General features: G+C 66.1%; 19 protein-coding genes and 1 pseudogene. 5 read left to right on the top strand and 15 right to left on the bottom strand.

Features of this window, described 5'->3' with window-relative positions:
- Nucleotides 1-813 precede the first annotated feature (813 nt).
- The 8 genes from AUL35_RS07965 to AUL35_RS07930 all read right to left on the bottom strand — a co-directional run bounded on the left by AUL35_RS07965 (nucleotide 814) and on the right by AUL35_RS07930 (nucleotide 7,402).
- Nucleotides 814-1,845 carry an adenylate/guanylate cyclase domain-containing protein gene (locus tag AUL35_RS07965; protein WP_156417889.1) on the bottom strand — a complete coding sequence of 344 codons (1,032 nt, stop codon included), beginning with the start codon at nucleotides 1,843-1,845 and terminating at the stop codon, nucleotides 814-816.
- Nucleotides 1,846-1,993: 148 nt separating this feature from the next.
- On the bottom strand, nucleotides 1,994-2,659 hold the full coding sequence (locus AUL35_RS07960) for an NrsF family protein (RefSeq protein WP_244493702.1): 666 nt from the start codon (nucleotides 2,657-2,659) through the stop codon (nucleotides 1,994-1,996).
- Nucleotides 2,656-3,213: a sigma-70 family RNA polymerase sigma factor gene (locus AUL35_RS07955; RefSeq protein ID WP_156417888.1), complete on the bottom strand. Its 558-nt coding sequence runs from the start codon at nucleotides 3,211-3,213 to the stop codon at nucleotides 2,656-2,658. Before AUL35_RS07955 ends, AUL35_RS07960 begins: the two co-directional genes overlap by 4 nt.
- Before the next feature lie 156 nt (nucleotides 3,214-3,369).
- Entirely contained in the window at nucleotides 3,370-4,137 is a 768-nt protein-coding gene (locus AUL35_RS07950; RefSeq protein WP_062013788.1) for a molybdopterin-dependent oxidoreductase, read from the bottom strand.
- Nucleotides 4,138-4,141: 4 nt separating this feature from the next.
- A complete protein-coding gene (locus AUL35_RS07945) occupies nucleotides 4,142-4,984 on the bottom strand; it encodes a cytochrome b/b6 domain-containing protein (RefSeq protein WP_062013786.1) in 843 nt (280 codons plus the stop codon).
- Between the two features lie 64 nt (nucleotides 4,985-5,048).
- Complete coding sequence (locus AUL35_RS07940; RefSeq protein WP_062013784.1) at nucleotides 5,049-5,375, bottom strand: hypothetical protein; 327 nt, start codon at nucleotides 5,373-5,375, stop codon at nucleotides 5,049-5,051.
- A gap of 146 nt (nucleotides 5,376-5,521) precedes the next feature.
- The gene (locus AUL35_RS07935) at nucleotides 5,522-6,163 is read right to left on the bottom strand and encodes a thioredoxin family protein (protein ID WP_244493701.1); all 642 of its coding nucleotides are present in this window, start codon (nucleotides 6,161-6,163) and stop codon (nucleotides 5,522-5,524) included.
- Between the two features lie 312 nt (nucleotides 6,164-6,475).
- Nucleotides 6,476-7,402 carry a LysR family transcriptional regulator gene (locus AUL35_RS07930; RefSeq protein WP_062013903.1) on the bottom strand — a complete coding sequence of 309 codons (927 nt, stop codon included), beginning with the start codon at nucleotides 7,400-7,402 and terminating at the stop codon, nucleotides 6,476-6,478.
- A gap of 126 nt (nucleotides 7,403-7,528) precedes the next feature.
- On the opposite strand from AUL35_RS07930, the gene AUL35_RS07925 reads away from it, so the two are divergent.
- Together AUL35_RS07925 and AUL35_RS07920 are read left to right on the top strand one after the other, a co-directional pair.
- Nucleotides 7,529-8,173, top strand: a complete 645-nt coding sequence (locus AUL35_RS07925) for a pyridoxamine 5'-phosphate oxidase family protein (RefSeq protein WP_062013780.1) — start codon at nucleotides 7,529-7,531, stop codon at nucleotides 8,171-8,173.
- Complete coding sequence (locus tag AUL35_RS07920; protein WP_062013778.1) at nucleotides 8,170-9,036, top strand: alpha/beta fold hydrolase; 867 nt, start codon at nucleotides 8,170-8,172, stop codon at nucleotides 9,034-9,036. Before AUL35_RS07925 ends, AUL35_RS07920 begins: the two co-directional genes overlap by 4 nt.
- Nucleotides 9,037-9,105: 69 nt before the next feature.
- On the opposite strand, the gene AUL35_RS07915 is transcribed toward AUL35_RS07920, so the two are convergent.
- Nucleotides 9,106-9,477 (bottom strand): MarR family winged helix-turn-helix transcriptional regulator, encoded by a 372-nt coding sequence (locus AUL35_RS07915; RefSeq protein ID WP_192847067.1) that lies wholly within the window; start codon nucleotides 9,475-9,477, stop codon nucleotides 9,106-9,108.
- Here AUL35_RS07915 and AUL35_RS22555 point away from each other — a divergent pair.
- Both AUL35_RS22555 and AUL35_RS07910 read left to right on the top strand, forming a co-directional pair.
- On the top strand, nucleotides 9,454-9,702 hold the full coding sequence (locus AUL35_RS22555) for a hypothetical protein (protein WP_192847066.1): 249 nt from the start codon (nucleotides 9,454-9,456) through the stop codon (nucleotides 9,700-9,702). The genes AUL35_RS07915 and AUL35_RS22555 overlap by 24 nt on opposite strands.
- Nucleotides 9,699-10,235: a DUF417 family protein gene (locus AUL35_RS07910; protein ID WP_062013774.1), complete on the top strand. Its 537-nt coding sequence runs from the start codon at nucleotides 9,699-9,701 to the stop codon at nucleotides 10,233-10,235. The genes AUL35_RS22555 and AUL35_RS07910 overlap by 4 nt, the downstream gene beginning before the upstream one ends.
- Here the strand turns inward: AUL35_RS07910 and AUL35_RS22895 are convergent.
- Nucleotides 10,188-10,533 (bottom strand): annotated as a pseudogene (locus tag AUL35_RS22895) (transposase); the annotation flags it as partial. The gene AUL35_RS07910 and the pseudogene AUL35_RS22895 sit on opposite strands and share 48 nt — an antisense overlap.
- Nucleotides 10,534-10,552: 19 nt before the next feature.
- Between AUL35_RS22895 and AUL35_RS07905 the strand changes: the two are divergent.
- Nucleotides 10,553-10,903 carry a TIM barrel protein gene (locus AUL35_RS07905; protein ID WP_374754480.1) on the top strand — a complete coding sequence of 117 codons (351 nt, stop codon included), beginning with the start codon at nucleotides 10,553-10,555 and terminating at the stop codon, nucleotides 10,901-10,903.
- 236 nt (nucleotides 10,904-11,139) lie between these two features.
- Here the strand turns inward: AUL35_RS07905 and AUL35_RS07900 are convergent, their stop codons facing one another.
- The 5 genes from AUL35_RS07900 to AUL35_RS07880 form a co-directional block, all read right to left on the bottom strand.
- A complete protein-coding gene (locus AUL35_RS07900; RefSeq protein WP_244493700.1) occupies nucleotides 11,140-12,759 on the bottom strand; it encodes a tannase/feruloyl esterase family alpha/beta hydrolase in 1,620 nt (539 codons plus the stop codon).
- A 78-nt stretch (nucleotides 12,760-12,837) separates the two neighbouring features.
- Nucleotides 12,838-14,007, bottom strand: a complete 1,170-nt coding sequence (locus AUL35_RS07895; RefSeq protein WP_244493699.1) for a serine hydrolase — start codon at nucleotides 14,005-14,007, stop codon at nucleotides 12,838-12,840.
- Nucleotides 14,008-14,181: 174 nt separating this feature from the next.
- Nucleotides 14,182-14,958 (bottom strand): ABC transporter permease, encoded by a 777-nt coding sequence (locus AUL35_RS07890; protein ID WP_062013770.1) that lies wholly within the window; start codon nucleotides 14,956-14,958, stop codon nucleotides 14,182-14,184.
- Nucleotides 14,945-15,712, bottom strand: a complete 768-nt coding sequence (locus AUL35_RS07885; protein WP_062013768.1) for an ABC transporter ATP-binding protein — start codon at nucleotides 15,710-15,712, stop codon at nucleotides 14,945-14,947. Before AUL35_RS07885 ends, AUL35_RS07890 begins: the two co-directional genes overlap by 14 nt.
- 74 nt (nucleotides 15,713-15,786) lie before the next feature.
- Nucleotides 15,787-16,788, bottom strand: coding sequence for an ABC transporter substrate-binding protein (locus AUL35_RS07880; protein ID WP_062013766.1), 1,002 nt, complete (start codon nucleotides 16,786-16,788; stop codon nucleotides 15,787-15,789).
- Between the last annotated feature and the right edge of the window lie 24 nt (nucleotides 16,789-16,812).

The raw sequence follows: 16,812 nt of genomic DNA, 5'->3' as shown, positions 1-16,812 counted from the left end.
CGCAAGGCTCGCATCAACGAGTACGTTTCTCCCAAGACAGAAGGTGGCCTGCTCCCGGTCATGACAACGAGGATGCTCCTGCGTCGTATCAAGGCTAACCTGACGGCGCTCGCCTTCCGGTCCGAGTTTCGGGATCGGGAATTCGTGGAATTAGAATTCGCGTGCGAAGTCGCATAGCAAGTGCAGGCCAACGTCGCTGGAGCTGCAACCGAGCGAGTCTCACGGTAGGCGGACCGCTAAGGGGCAGACCGCTGACATGGGCCCGTGATCGGGTTCCAGCCTCGGTGACGAGGCAGATCGCTGACGTGTTCTGGCTGACGGACGAGCCGGGGAGCGGCTGCGAAGGCGTCGGACCAGACGTGGTTCGCTCGCTCAGGGCAGAGTCGAATGCGGGACCCTTCATGCCGCCGAAGCTGCCCGCGCTTGGGCTGCCTGGGTTGCATCTTCAGACCCTCCTGCTGCCAAATGCGCTCGACGCACGTCACGTTGGCGAACCATCAGGTGTCGCGAAGCAAGCCCGTGAGGCGGCGGTAGCCGGGGCGTCCATGCTGCGTCGCCGGCTCGCAGGTGTCGACCCTCAGCGCCGCATCGTCGGCTTGCCCTTTGAGAGCCTTGCATCGTGTGGGTCGATGCTGCCCCAGGACCCGGCACATCAGCCGCTCCGACATTCCGAACGTCCGCACGGGGTTGGTCGTGGCAACACCGCCGTCGGTTCGACGAGTCGCGTGCCCCATCGAACGACATCAACAGTTCCCCCGGCATTCCCGATACCACCCAAAGGCTCCAAAGCCTACTCCGGTTAGGACCCACTTCTCAGGGGCAGGCCATGCCGCTCTTCGAAACGGCAACCACCGAGAGGGCGCCGTTGCGGCCGCGTATGCTGTGGGTTCCGAGGTCGTGGACTTCGAGGTCGGCGGGAAGGCGATCGATACGCCGGGTCAAGTCCGTGGACGCGATCACCGGAACATCCAGGGTCTTGGACAAGGCTTCGAGCCGGGCCGTCGTGTTCACCACGTCCCCGAAATAGGTGATCTTGTGCCGCTCGAGTCCGATCTCGGCCGTGACCACCGGTCCGCAGTGAAGAGCGGCGCGAAAGCGCGGCAACTCCCCGTAATCCGCCACCCAGAGTGGAGCATCCTGCGCCAGCACGGATGCGAAGTCGAAGACGCAGCGAAGGCAGGCGGCATCGCGGGTGCCGCGACGGATCGTCCATGTGATCAAAGCCAGGTCGCCGACGTAGTCGTCGATCGAGCCTCCCGATCGCCGGACCGGTGCGGCGAGCGCGTTGAAGATACGGCCGAGCCAGACCTGGGTCGCCAGATCGCCGTTTCTTTCCGCAAAGCTCGTGGACCCGACGATGTCGAGAAACAGGAAGACGCGCTCTTCCTGGATCGGACGATGGTAGAGCCCGAGCAGAAGGTTGGCGAAAACGTGCGGTCCGATCAGATCCCGGATCCGGAAGACGAGAATGATCACCAAGGATGCTGCGATCGAGTAGGCGAACCCGGACTGCGTCATGACCATCGCCGCGCGAGCGCTCTCCATGACGCCCAGTCCATGGTCCAGAGCCATTCCTGCGATGATGTTGGCGACGACGATCATCGAGGCGTAGGTGACCAGCGTGGCGAGCGCAAAGAGCGGGGTGGCCCAGCGGCGGATGCGGTTCCGCCAGGCCGGCAGCAGCAGCTCGCGCTCGTAGAAGAGGATCAGGGACCCGACGCAGGCACCACGCACGATGGATCCGATGAGCGTCCCGGCCTGCTCGAAGGCGGACCAATAGAAGAGCCCCGCCAGCGCCCCGATCGCGGGAGCGACGGGAAGGAGCCATAGGTGATGTCGCTGCATCGCCATATCCCGGTCGGATCGTTCTACCGATATCGAATCGTCGCTGCCGCGAACCCGACAGGCTCGAGATCGGGTTCCGTTCGACGACGGAAACAAACCCATGTCGACCGGTGGCTTCGTCGCTACGCATCCGACGACGCGCTGAGGATCACAAGAACCGACGTCCCGCGAGATACCCGAAGGCGGCCGTGATCCCCAGGCCGAGCGTGTACCACGTGGCGACGAACAGCGGACTGTCGTCGGGGCAGTGGGTGGCATAGAAGGCTGCCGCCATGGCTCCGGAGGCGACGCCGGCCGCAACGCCCGCAAGCCCCGGACGCGAGGGCATTCCCTGGCGAAGCGCCGCGATGAAGCAGGCAAGAGGACCGATCGCGATCACGGGGATGAAGAAAAGGCAGTAGCCCGCATTCGTCCCGACGAGACGGGCGGCCCATTCCGCCGGCGGCGACATCGCCAACTCGACGCCGACGCCCGTCGCCAGCACGGCAGCGACGCCGCCCAGAAGCCATGGCCAAACCCCGAGCGGTGCCGCCGGACGACCGATGCGATCGAGCAGGCCGATCATGGCTCCGGCCAACGGAACCGTGACGATGAACTTGAAGAGGACGCGGGCTGTGCGCAGCACGGCCTCAAGGTCGGGCCGGGGGTGCAGCATGACAAGGTAGGAGACCGCAGCCGCGAGAAGGCCGGCGGCCGCGGCCTGAACGATGACCCGGCCAAAGCGAACCCGAACCTTCGCGTCCTTCGACAGCACCCGGATGAGACGGTCCGTTCCGATGGATGGCTTTTGAACGGGATCGTTGTCCGGGGTCATGTGGTTCCTCCGCGATACAGCATCGCGAGGCTCTTCAGCGCCCGGTGCAGCGCGACGCGCACCGCGCCTTCCGTCATCGATAGACGCGCGGCCGTATCGCGGACGCTGGACCCGTCGAGAGAGACAGCCTGGACGATGTCGCGCTGGACGGGTTTCAGTCTGCCCAGCATCCGGCCGACGTCATGCTCGTCGTCCGATGTCGGCTGGCGTTCGTCGGGCACGAGGTCGACCACGTCGTCGATCGGAACGTGGACCCTATGTCCGCGCCGCCGCAGGGCGTCAATGAGCTTGTTGCGCGCGATGGCGGAGATCCAGGGCCCGATCGGACGCTGGGGATCCCATGTTCCCCGCTTGAGGTGGATGGCGAGAAGCGCTTCCTGGACGACATCCTCGAGATCCTGGTTGTCCGCGCCGAACGCGGACAGACGGCGCGCGGCGAGCATCCTGAGATGCGGCGTCACGGCTTCGAGGAAACGGCGGTAGGACGGCTCGTCGCCGTCCAACGCCGCCGACATCCAGGCCGACCAGTCCTCCTCGCGAGAGCGCATGGTCAAGGGTTGACGTCCCGTTCTTCCAGTCGATCCCGTTCGAAGAACGGATCGCCGCGTCGTCATGAGAGGTCCCGGTTACCGTCCATCGCGCAAGGTACGGATCGAGGCGGCGCCCTGTTACAGCCTAGCTCGACTTTTTCCTCGAGCGCTCGCCGAAGATCAGATCCCGGCATACCAGTCGTAGCCGATCGCATCCTCCCAGTATCCGCCCTTGCCCGCACCGATGCCGCCTAGACCGGCGATGACCTCGAGCCGCATGACGTACTTGGCCTGCTTGTATCCGAGCTGCCGCTCGACGCGCAGGCGAAGGGGCGCTCCGTGGCCGATGGCGAGCGGCGCCCCGTTCATCGCATAGGCGAGGATCGTCTGCGGATGGCGCGCCTCGAAAAGGTCGATGCTCTCGTAGTAGGGGGAGCCGTCGAAATCGTCCGCGCAGTGGAACACGACGTAGCGCGCGGCCGGCCGCAGCCCGGCCTCGTCGAGAAGGCGCCCGAGCGGCACGCCCGTCCATTGGCCGATGGCGCTCCAGCCCTCGACGCAGTCATGCCGGGTGATCTGGGTGCGCGAGGGCATCGCCATGATCTCGGCAAGGCTGAAGCGCACGGGCCGCTCGACGAGCCCGTCGATGGCGAGCGACCAGCCGGCGAAGCCGCCGTCCGCAAGCGTCCGGTAGGCTGCGCTCGACGGCATGGTGTTGCCGTTCGTGCGGAAGACCGGGGACATCTCGGCCGCCTCGAACTCCGGGGCGAGGGCATCGCCGCCGAGCAGCCGCTGGACGCGCCGCGCAAGGCCGTCGGCGGAGCCGAGCGCGTCGGAAACGCCCTCGGACTGCGCGAGGCCGAAGACGTCGCAGCCGGTGAGCGCGAGCGGGGCTCCGCCGATGAGGGCTCCGGTCAGGAAGCGGCGGCGCGTGGGGCTGGGAACCATCGGGCTATTCCTTCGGGAGCCGGTAGCGGCCGGTGATCATCGAGCGCAGCTCGTTGACCGGGCCGGCCAGCACGACCATCGCGACGTGGACGAGGATGAAGAGGACGACCAGCGTCGCCGCGATGAAGTGGATCGAACGCGCGGACTGTCGTCCGCCGAAGAGATCGAGGAGCCAAGGCCAGGCGGCGTTCATCGCCGGGGACATGGTAAGGCCCGTCAGGACGATCGCCGGCAGCAGAACCAGAAGGACGCCGCAATAGCTGAGCTTCTGGAGGACGTTGTAGCGCCGGGCGGCCTCGCCCTTGGGAAAGCGAAGGCGTGCGTGCTGGCCGATGTCGTGGAGGACATGCGCCGGGGCGAGCTCCGCCCGCGTCGGCAGGAGGTCGCGCGTCAGGTGGCGGCTCGCAACGCTCCAGAGCCCATAGAGGGCCAGGCCGCCCGCGAAGATCCAGGCGAAGAAGAGGTGCCAATGCCGCGCGACCGCGAGGTTGTAGCCGGACGGGATCGTCGCCCAGTAGGGAAAGGCACGGGTCACCTCGGCGCCCGCGGCGTTCGTCCAGCGTCCGAGAACTCCGGTGGTCTCGACGGAAAGGCTGCCGACGCGAAGGTAGCCGCCCGCCTCCGTCGCCCCGATCTGGAGCCAGGCGTGGTCCTGGTTCGCGCCATAGGCGCCCCAGTAGAGGCGAGGATGGGCGTTGAAGATGGTGAGCCCGCTCATCAGCATGACGAGGAGCGTCACGACGTTGATCCCGTGCCAGAGGCGGGTCGGCAAGCGGTGCCGATGGACGATGGTCGGCGGCTCGCGCCCCGTTGCTGCGCGCCCGATGCGCGATCCGGCCTCGGTCATGGCCCATCCTCCTGTTTCGAACCGAGGCGCCCGGGCGCAGCCGCCCAGGCGCGGAACGTCGCTGCTACTTCGTCTTGGGCTTTGCGGGGGCCGGAGCCATGGCATCCGGCGCCATGGCGTCGGCCTTCGTGGCGTCCGGCGTCATAGTGTCCGGCTTCATGGCATCGGGCTTCATCGCGTCGGCCTTCATGGCGCCGGCGGGCGCCATGGCGTCGGCGGGCTTCATGGCATCCGGCACCATCGCATCCAGCGCCATGGCGTCGGGCTTCATCGTGTCTTCGGCATGCGGCTTCATGGCGTCCTGGGCGGATGCGGCGGGTGCGAGACCGGCGGTCGCCGCGAACAGGACGGCACCGAGCGGCAGGGCGCGGCGAAGAAGGAAGTCGGTCATGCGTTTCTCCGGGAATAGGGAAGCGGGCCCCAGGGTCGCTTCCGGTTGAGCCGGCCGTCGGGCGCGGCAGGGAATGGGCGCATCGGAGTAAGGCCGCGCGGATGGCGCCGCGCCGCTCCAGGGTTCCGATCCGCCCTATGAAGGGTTCAGTCCGTCACCGCCGACAGGATCGGCCCGCCGGGCTTCTGGACGAGCACGGCCGTTCGCAGTCCGTCGTCGGCCGGCGGCGCCGCGAAGGACATCTCCACGCCGAGCCAACGGCCGGCATTCCGGATGTCGGTCACGACGTTCGGGACCGGCAAGGTGGTGCCGGCGTTCTCGCCCCGCTCGATCGCGACGTTCTGGACCCCGGGCCTGTAGCGGACGAGCCAGACGTCCGCGCCGGACGCCGGCGCCATGCCGCGGCCGATTCTGACGACGTTCGCCTGGATGTCGATCGGAACCTCGGCGGGCGGCCTGGCTTGGTCGATCATCGCCCGCAACGGATCCAGCCTGTTGCCCACCGTGTCGTCGACGCCGTTGACGACCACTTGCGGGGTGAAGGGGCCGTCTCGCCCGAGGCCCGCCTCGTAGTCGCGCTGGCGCAGGGTGAAGGCCTCGGAGCCGAAGGTGTCCTTCCAGCCGAGACGATCCCAGTAGGTCACGCTGAAGCTCAGGGGCAGGACGTCGGGCGCCTTCATCAGCGCCATGACGTTGCGGTTCGCGGGCGGTACGGAACTGCATCCCTGGCTGGTGAACAGTTCGACGACGGTGACGGGACGGCCGGCGGCCATCGCGGGAAGGGCCATGAGACCCACTCCCAGAACTGCCGCCGGCCCTACGAACGCCCTGTTTCCCGACCAGGACCGCTTCACGTGTTTCGCTGGCGTCATCCGACCTCTCCCCGACGGTTGCCGCGTCACCGGCGGTGACTGCGGCGTCTGGAGTGTCTACGCAGCGGCGCCTCGCGATATTACAGCGGCCCGGAAAAAGCGGATCGCGAGGTTCGGCCGTCGTCCCCTGTCGCGATGCGAGCCGACCGGTTCCCCTTGTGACGGCTGCCGGCGCCGCCGAGGTCGACGGGCGAGGCGAGGGGTCGCCCCCGTTATCGGTCGGGGGCGTCAGGACCGATGCGTGTTGGCCGGTAGCCGGTTCAACCGTTCGCGAAGGCGCCGGGCGGCGAAGTCGATGAAGCAGCGCAGCTTCAACGGCATCTGCCCGCGGGTCGCGTGGACGAGATGAACGGGTACCAGGGCCGGCTCGGCATTCTCGAGAACGAGCCTCAACCGTCCCGCCTCGACCGCCTCGCTCACCTGGTAGTGCAGCAGCCGCACGATCCCGATGCCGAGGATCGCCGCGTCCGCCGCCGCCTCGGTCGTCGTCACCGCAAGGCGTGGCGACAGCTTGACGCCGATCGGACCTCCCCGTTCCCCGGACGTGAAGTGCCAGCTCGTCTGCGCCATCGGTCCGTCGACGGCGACCACGGGGCGATCGCGCAGGTCGTCCGGCGCTGTCGGGACGCCATGCCGATCGAGGAAGGCCGGGCTCGCGGCCGTCACGATGCGCAACGCTCCGACCTTCGTCGCCACCATCGCGCTGTCCGCCAAGGGGCCGATCCGCACCGCCATATCGACCTCGTCGTCGACGAGGTGGACGTTGCGATCGTTCAGGACGAGGCGGACGTTGATGTCGGAAAACTCGTCGAGGAAGTCGGCGACCGTCGGCAGAACATGGAGCCGCCCGAACTGGATGGGTGCGGTCAGGACGAGTTCCCCCTTGGGCTCGGCGAACTCGCCGGCCGCCTCGCGTTCCGCCGTCTCGACCTCGTGGAGGATACGCCGGGCGGCCGTCAGAAAGGCCTCGCCCGCGTCGGTCAGCGCGAGGCTGCGGGTGGTCCGCACGAGAAGCCTCGTTCCGAGCCGCGCCTCGAGTTCCGAGATCTTGCGGCTGAGCGTCGGCACGGGGATGTGCAGGGCGCGCCCGGCGGCCGACAGGCTGCCGCGGTCCACCGCTTCCCGCAACAGGGCCATGGCTTCCAGTCGGTCCATCCGCTTCTCCATCCTTTCCGGATTTCGGCAAGGTGCTTTGCGAATGTGCCGTATTCAGCCGCTCGTTGGAAAGGTTCATCTGTCGCGTGAACGAGCCGACCGGCTCGCCCGGCAAGGACGATCATCGTGCCCTACGGCTTCATGGACATCGCCGCGACGCCGAGCGTTCAGGCCGCCCAAGCGGCGATGGGGGCCGATCATCTCTGGCGGGACTTCAAGGGTCATCGCGCCTTCGACCGCTTCGGCGAGAACGAGGCGGCCTTCATCGCCGCGCGCGACAGCTTCTATATCGCGAGCGCGTCCGAAAGCGGCTGGCCCTACGTCCAGCATCGCGGTGGCCCGCCAGGGTTCCTGAAGCTCGTCGACGACCGGTCGCTCGCCTTCGCCGACTATGCCGGCAATCGGCAATACATCAGTCTCGGCAACATCCGTGCCGACGACCGCGCCTGCCTGTTCCTGATGGACTACGCCCGCCAGGCCCGGCTGAAGATCTACGCGCATGTCGAGATCATTGCGGCCGATGCCGAGCCCGACCTCGCGCGGCAGGTGACGGATGCGTCCTACCGCGCCCGGATCGAGCGGATCTTCCGGCTGCGGCTCGCGGCCTTCGACTGGAACTGCCCGCAGCACATCACCCCCCGCTTCACGCAAGCGCAGATCGCCGAGGCGGTCCGGCCCCTGCGCGAGCGCATCGCGGCGCTCGAGGCCGAGAACGCCGCGCTGCGGGGCGGGATCGCCCCGACAACGAACATCCAAGGAGAACCATCATGACACGCGTGAGCTACCACACCGTCGAGGTCGACGGCGTCGACGTCTTCTATCGCGAGGCGGGCCATCGCTCGAACCCGACGCTGATGCTCCTGCATGGCTTCCCGACGGCGAGCCACATGTTCCGGGACCTGATCCCGCGTCTTGTCGACCGCTTCCATCTCGTCGCGCCCGACCTTCCGGGCTTCGGACAGACGAAGGCGCCGCCGCACGGCGCATTCGACTACACGTTCGATCGCCTCGCCGAGGTGGTCGAGGGGTTCACGCGGAGCATCGGGCTCGATCGCTATGCGCTCTACATCTTCGACTACGGCGCACCCGTCGGGCTTCGCCTGGCGATGCGCCATCCCGAGCGCGTATCCGCGATCGTCTCGCAGAACGGCAACGCCTACCTCGAAGGCTTCAGCGACCAATGGGGTGCCTGGCAGGCCTACTGGCGCGAGCCGAGCGAGGCCAACCGCGAGGCCTGTCGGGCCTCGCTGCGGCCGGGCACGATCCGTGACTGGCAATACGGCACGGGGGCCGACCCGAGTCGACTGTCGCCGGACGGACTTGAACTCGACATCGCGTATATGGCGCGTCCGGGCGCCGAGGAGATCCAGCTCGACCTGATCGGCGACTACAAGAGCAACGTCGCGCTCTACCCCGCCTTCCAGTCCTATTTCCGCGAGCAAAGGCCGCCGCTTCTCGCGGTCTGGGGCCGGCACGATCCGGCCTTCCTGCCTGCGGGCGCCGAGGCCTACCGCCGCGACCTTCCCGATGCCGAGATCCATCTTCTCGACGCGGGGCACTTCGCGCTGGAGACGCACGCCGAGGAGATTGCCGGCCTCGTCGCGGGGTTTCTCGAGCGCGTCGCGACCGACTGACCCGGCCGGGATCGACTCGGCATGGACGTATGGGGGAGGGGCCAGCGGTCGCGCTACCCCTCGGCCCGGTCAGGTCGCGCCGTCGAGCGCCTTCTCGACGGGACAGTCGGCGCAGGCCGCCGCGTCGCAAAGCCGGCAGACCGAGTAGGCGTCCCGCTCGTCCTTCACGAGGGCTCCGAGCAGCTTCTCGGTGAGGCGGCCGAACATCTGGCGCTCGTCCGGATCCAGAATGCTGAGCGCCTGGGCGATCCGAGCGTCCCGCGCGGCGAGGATGCGCGTGCAACTCTGCTCGCCCTCGCGGGTCAGGTGCAGCGCGACGGAGCGACGATCATGGATCGCCGGCCGACGCTCCATCAGGCCGCTCGCCGCGAGGCGGTCCACGAGGCGGACGGCGCCGGGATGCGAGAGCGAAAGGGCATGACGCAGGCGCTCGATGGGCATGCCAGGGTCGTGCCGCAGCAACGCGATGGCCGCGGCGGCGTGCCCGGGTTCGGGAGCCTCGCGGGCCGTGCCGTCAAGGAGGGTGTCGGCAAGGGCGAGGGCCAGCGCGCCGACGATGTTCTCGATCCGTCCGTTGTTCATCGAAGACTAATAGATGCGCGACGCATGGAAATCCACGCCATCATGATATATGCTTCAAGCACACAAAAAGGAGTCGTGCTGTGACCGGTCATCATCCATCCTTCGGCAATCCGGCGCTGATCGCCGTCACCCGTCACGCTTCGGGAGCCCGCATCGCGGCGCTCGGGCGCGGCATCGGGCTGGCCGGCGTCATCCTGCCGCTTGCCCTCATCGGGCTCGTGAAGTTCACCCGGCTGGAGGTCGAGGCGCTGCGCCCGCTCATCACCGCCACCCCGTGGCTCGCATGGCTTTACCCCGTCTTCGGCGAGGGCGGCGCGGCAGCGCTTCTCGGCGTCGTGGAGATCGCCACCGCGGTGCTTCTGACCCTCTCGATCTGGTCGCCGAAGGCAGGCCTTGCCGGGGGCGCGCTCGCCACGCTGACCTTCGCCACGACCGTTTCCATCATGCTTGCCGCCCCGATCTGGGAGGACGCGACCGGCGGCTTTCCGTGGATCAACGCGACCGGTCAGTTCCTGCTGAAGGACGTCGCGCTTCTGGGGATCAGCCTCGCCGTCGTCGGCGACAGCCTCTCACGCCTCAGCGCCGGCGATGGAGCAGAACCTGACACGACGGTCTGATGCCCGACGCGCTCGGCGGCTTTTCCAAGTGACAGCCCGCTTCATGGTGTAGGCGAGGACGTGGAGGCTGATCTCCGTGCCGACGTTCGGCAGCCTTCGTGTCTCGAAGTGGCCGCGCCCCGTGGAGTCTTTGAGTGTTCCGAACACGTGCTCGACGGTTTGCCGACGGATCCGCATGGCGTCCGGCATGCGGTCGAGGCGGTGCTCCATGGCATCCAGACGCGTTCGTGCTCCCAGCGCCGGGTGTGCCGGACAACCTCGGCATGCATCGCGACCGTATCGGGCAGTCCCGGCACGCCTCGGAGTTCCGGTAGAAGATATCCGTCTCGCGGCCCGCCCGAACGTCGCATCTCGGGAGCGCGATCGACGTGTACCACACATGGTGGGACCCCGAACTGCCGGAGGCGATCACGAGGGCGGGCCGGGAAGGGCGCATCCTTGCCTATCACGTCAACGATTTGCTTGTGGCCACGGGCGATCTTCTGATGGAGCGCGGCCTGCCAGGCGAGAGGGTCATCGACCTCGAAAGCATCGGTGGCTTCGTGCGCGACGCGGGCGATCGCGGGCTGACGGAAGTGGAGGTGTTTTCCCACAGGATCTGGAAGCACCCGCCCGATCGCATCCTCGCCGACTGCGTTGCGCCGATTGTCCAAGGACAGCCTACGTGACTGCAGAACGTTCGATGAGGTGATTTGAGACTGTCCGCTTCGCGGACGTCGGAACCCTAGCCGAGACGTCCGGGAAGGGTCGTTTACGGACAGTCCGGTTTCAGCATGAAAAAATCGGAAGCAGACGATCGCTTGAACGGAAGTGTCTTCGTCCGGTCTCCTAGCAATGGTGCTTGATCGACACGGCATCGTGATGCTCGCCTCGGCTATTAGCCAGCCGAGGCGAGTTTGCGTTCCTACTTGTCGGACGCGCAGGTGAAGTTGGCGGCGTCCCGAACGTCGCCCTTGCCCTCGAAGCGAGGCCAGGTCGGATAGGTGCAGACTGGCAGGGTCCGGCCGCGCGTCGGTGTTTCGGTCGTGTCTGTGGCGACGTAACCCTCCGGCGCGATGTCGTTCACGACCCAGTTGTCGAGGGCGGCCAAACTGTCCCAGGTGGGGGCGAATTTGCCTCCGCCATGGGCGAGACCCGGCAACATGTAGAAACGGACGAAGGTCGACGCCTTGTCCACCCCCATCGTCTCGCGGACCTTCTCGTAGTAGGCCACGGTGCCGAGCGGGGTAACGCTCGGGTCTTCGCTACCCTGAACAAGGATGAGTTTTCCGCCAGCTTGCTGAAACGCAGAAAGGTCCGGGTTGTTGGCATCAGCCATTTGCGAGATCTCAAGCAGCCGGTCTTTGTACGGACCGGGGTTCGTGATGTCGAAGCTGCGGTAGTCGAACTTGCCGTCGCGGCCGACAAAGTGCTGGAAGAACTCGTAGGCGCGGGCCGCGTGATGGGCGTTCGGGCCGGAGATCACGGGCTCGGCGTAGGCTGCCTGCTTGCCGAGGTTCATCGTGATCCCCTCGAGGCTGTTGTAACCGGGATACCGGTCGAAGCCGTTGGCCAGCTTGTAGGGCAGGCTGTAGCCCTCGTGGTAGACCTTGATCGTCCGGTCGATCTGGACGGGCGTGAGGCAGCTCTCGTCGCGTTTGCCGTCCTTGCAGGCGAAGTGGTCGATCACGTCCTGCGAGCGCGCGCGGCAGGCGTCCACGTTGCTCACGAGCCCGTCCTTCGCCCCGTCGAGCTCGTCGCACTGGGCGGTCGCGTAGTCGGCGATCGCCTTCACGAGGTTTGGTGCGATCCATCCGGCCGAGTTGTCGTCGTAGATCGCCCGGTTGAGGGCGGCGCCCCAGAGGCGCAGGCCGACGAAGTTGGCCGTGGGGTAGTAGGAGATGATACCGTCGTAGATGTCGGGCCAGCGCAGCGCCGCGGTCAGAGCCTCGCGCCCCCCGGTCGAGCCGCCGGCAAAGTACGTGGCCTTCGGCGCCTGGCCGTAGGCCGTATCTACCAGCCATGCCGCGACGTCGCGCGTCTTGCGAATATGCATGTAGGCGTAATTGACGAGCGCCTCGTCGTTCTTGGCGAAGGACGCGTCGTTCGTGTTCTGCGCGGTGTGCCCGCTGTCGGACCCGAAGGTCACGTAGCCCTGTGCCAGCGGCACGGGGCGATCGAGCGGCCCGTGGATCGAGGCTTTCGTGGTCTCCGGGAGGATGCCGTTGTAGCCGCCCCCGCCATATTGCAGCATCCGGCCGTTCCAGATGGAGGGGAGGTCAACCTCCCAGGAGATCGGCGGCGCTTCCGGGTCGACCGGCAGCACCTTCCCCGAGACCTTGCAGAAGGGGGCGGAGCCGGAAAGGTCGGTCCAGCGCGCGCTCGAGATCGCCGCGCCTCCCGTCTTGAGGCTGATGGCGTCGGCGGGGATGCCGGACGACGAAAGCGCCTCGCAGGCCTGCCGGTCAAGGCCGGCCGCCAGCGCGCCGTCGGACGTGGAAACGATCAGAACTCCCACCCAGAGCAGGGTCGAACGCATGAACATGGACATGTCCTTGAACTGAAGAAACCGTAGCGCGGCGCAAGTTTCGCCGCGTGCTCGATCGAAGATCGCGTTTGCGTGTCAGCCGTAGCTGGCGACGATCGCATCGGCGATGTCGAGGAAGGCGGTCGCCTTGACACCGGCGGGGAGGAAAGTGGTCTCGCCGAGATTGCGGGCCATGGCGTACTGGTCCGTCACCGCGCGGCGATGCACGACCACCGTGTCGATGGCTGGCAGGCAGAGGATGTACTGACCGAGATTGCCGTTGGCGTAGAAGGAGCCTTCCCAGGCCGCGCCCTTCCGATCGGGGATCCACCAGAGATAGGCATAGCCGGCGGAATCGCGCGTCTCTTCCGGCGTGAAACGCGGTTTCGTGCTCTCGGCCACCCATTCGGCGGGCACGAGCTGGCGCCCGTTCCATTCGCCCTTGCGCAGCATGAGCTGGCCAAGCTTGCCCATGTCGCGGGCCGACAGGAACATGTGATAGGCCAGGAACCGCGACCGGTCGCCGTAGCCCAGCATCTTCTGACGCCCGAGATCGTAGTCTTGGAAGCCCAGCGGATCGGCAAGGTCGCGCTTCAATGCTTCGAAAATCTTCTGGCCTGTTCGTTTTTCGAAGATCGCGCCAAGGACGTTGAAGTCCCAGTTGTTGTACTGGAAATAGGTGCCGTGCGGCTTGCTGCCGCGAGGCGGATTGTTGTCGTTGCCACCCGGACTGCCGGCCGGATGGTAGACGCCGGAACTGGACGAGAGGAGGTCGCGAACGGTCGCCTGCCGCTCCGCATCACTCAAAGTCTCGTTGTCCTGGATATCGAGATCGGCCAGCGTCGCATCGAGGTCGATGGTACCGTCGGCGACGTACTTGCCGTAGAGCATCGATAGGACGCTCTTGCGGGCCGAAGCCAGATAGCTCACGTCGCGGCCATTGCCGTATTCGTAGACGGGTTTGTCGCCGCTGTAGACCAGCAGCGACGTGGTCGGCATCTCGTAGAGCCTGCGTTCCACATCCAAGAGCCCGTCCGGCCGGAAGGGGCCGCTGTCGGTAACCGCCATGCGGGATGCATCCGAGGTCTTCGACTGGGCTGCGGCGGGCAGGCCGAGAGCGGACACGAGGGTGAGGCTCGCGACCCCTCCGCCCACACCCTTTAGAAGCGAACGTCTCGATACGCTGGAATACGGCACGCGGCTATCCTCCCGATTGGCCTCCGATACCGTAATGCTGGCATAGTTTTTATCGAGAGATAATTGCAATCTAATCAATAATAGATGCGTTATCCGAAATAATGATCCGGTTTAGTAATTTATCAAAAGTTGGGTAAGCGGCTTTGAGTTCTAATATAACGAAAAAATCCACCCGACGGACAACCGTCGGGTGGATGGATACTTCGGATCATGGATCGGCGTGACGATCCGGAGGTCGATCGGTCAGGCTGGACGCTCTTCGCCGGCGTTCGGCCGCCAGGTGATCAGGCGACGCTCGACGAAGTCGAGAAGGACGTCGATCACCAGAACGAACAGCGCCAGGATCAGGATGCCGGCGAACACGCCGACTGCGTCGAAGTTGCCTTCCGAACGCGCGATCAGGTAGCCAAGGCCCGCCGAGGCGCCGAGATACTCGCCGATGATCGCGCCGACGACGGCGAAGCCGACCGAGGTGCGAAGCGACGACAGGATCCAGCTCGCCGCCGCCGGGAAATAGACGTGGCGCAGCAGGTCCGAACGGCTGGCGCCGAGGATGCGGGCGTTCGACAGGACCACCGGGTTCACTTCCTTCACGCCCTGCATGGCGTTGAAGAAGGTCACGAAGAACACGAGCGTCACGGCGAGCGCGACCTTCGACCAGAGCCCGAGACCGAGCCATAGAACAAAGATCGGCGCCAACACGACGCGCGGGATGGCGTTGAGACCCTTGATGAACGGATCAAGCACCCGCGCCATGAAGGGGCTGAGGCCGAGCCACACGCCGGCCGCGACGCCGAGGCCTGTTCCGATGACGTAGCCGAGAACGGTTTCGGTCAGCGTGATATAGACATGGTTGTAGAAGCTGAGCTCGGTCACCCAAGCGAAGACCTGCTTCACGATGTCGAGCGGCGCCGGAAAGAAGAAGCGGTCAATGATGCCCGACGCGACGCCCAGCTCCCAGCCGCCAAGAACGACCACCAGAAGGGTGATCTGAATCAACCGGACGTTAGCGCCGCGCATAGCTCTTCTCCACTTCTCCACGAAGCGACGCCCAGATGTCGCGATAAAGGGTCAGGAACCGGGGATCGAGCTTGATCTCCGCGACGTTGCGCGGCCGCTCGAGGTCCACGGGGAAGCTGTCGATGATGTGGCTCTTGGGACCGGCCGCGAGCACGACCACGCGGTCGCCGAGCGCGATGGCCTCCTCGAGGTCGTGGGTGATCATCACCACCGCGCGACGGTCCTCCTGCCACAGGCGCAGGAGCTCGTTCTGCATGAGGTGGCGGGTGTGGATGTCGAGCGCCGAGAAGGGTTCGTCCATCAGGATGACCTTCGGCTCCGTGATCAGGGCCTGGGCCATCTGGACGCGCTTGCGCTGGCCGCCCGAGAGTTGGTGGGGATAACGCCCCTCGAAGCCCTTGAGTCCGACCTTCTCGAGCCAGGCCATGGCCTTGTCCCGCCGCTCGGCAGCGCCGACGCGGCGGAACATCAGGCCGAGTTCGACATTCTCGAACGCCGTCTTCCAAGGCAGGAGCGCATCCTGCTGGAAGAGATAGCCGATGTCGTTCTGGACGCCCGAGACCGTCGCGCCATCGATGGAAACGGCACCGACCGCCGGCTTCAGAAGTCCGGCAATCGCGTTCAGAATGGTGGACTTGCCGCAGCCGGTGGGGCCGACGATGGCGAGAAACTCACCGTCGCCGACTGCCAGATTGACGTTCTCAACCGCGACGAAGTCCCCGAAGGCCATCGTCACCTTCTCGATACCGACCATCGGTCGGGTACCGGAAGCATTCAGGGAAGACACGGGTTGCAACTTGCGCACGGTGGCCGACATGGTTCGATCCTTCAGTTGGCCGCCTGCTTTCCGGCGGCCTCGACGAACGTGTTCGTGTAGGTCTTGGAAAGGTCGATGTCGGCGTTCTTGACGCTGTCGTTGAACGATCGAAGCACGGCGAGCGGGGTCTCGAGGTCGGCCGCCACGAACGAGCCGTCGTCGGAGAAGATCGCCTTGGCATTCTCGACGGCCTTCACGTAGGTCTCCCGGTCGCCGGTCACGAAGTCGGACGGCAGTTGCTCCACGATCTCCTCGGCGCTGTGCGCCTTCATCCAGTGCAGCGCCTTCACGGTGGCGTTGGTGACCTTCTGGATCACGTCCGGGTGCTGGTCGATGTAGCTCTGGTTGGCGTAGAGCACCGACGTCGGATAGATGCCGCCGTAGACCTCCTTCGCGCCCTGGTCGCTGCGCGCATCGATCAGGATCTTGCCGATCCCGCGCTCCACAACGATCGTTGCGGCCGGATCGTAGTTCACGAGAAGATCGATCTTGCCCTGCTGAAGGGCCGCCACGGCTGCGGCGCCCGAGCCGACACCGATGATCGACACGTCGTTCTCGCCCATGCCGTGCTGCTGAAGGTAGTAGCGCACGAAGAAGTCGGACGACGAACCGGGAGAGGTGATGCCCACCTTCTTGCCCTTGATGGTCTCGGGCTTGGCGGGATCGAAGTCGGTGTCGTTCGTGCCTGCGAGAACGAGGCCGGAGTTGCGGGCGAGCTGAATGAAGCCGACGACGTTCTTGCGTTGTGCCTGCATCTGGATCGTGTGATCGTAGAAGCCGACGGCAACGTCGGTCGATCCGGCGACCAGTGCCTGCAGCACCTTCGAGCCGCCCTGCGCGAAGTTCTCGGTCGTAACGTCCAGGCCCTCTTCCTTATAGAAGCCAAGGCTCGAAGCTACCGGGAAAGGTAGGTTGTTGAGATTGTAGGAGCCAACGCTCATCCGCACGGACTGAGCATGGGCAACGTTGGCCAATGCCAGGACGGCGGTGGCAGCAAGAAGCAGACGACGCATGGAATTCCTCCCTTGAAGATGGCC

The organism is Aureimonas sp. AU4 (assembly GCF_001463765.1).
Classification (GTDB): Bacteria; Pseudomonadota; Alphaproteobacteria; order Rhizobiales; family Rhizobiaceae; genus Aureimonas.
The sequence above is the reverse complement of the archived record's forward strand: the minus strand, read 5'-3'. Positions and strand labels throughout refer to the sequence as shown.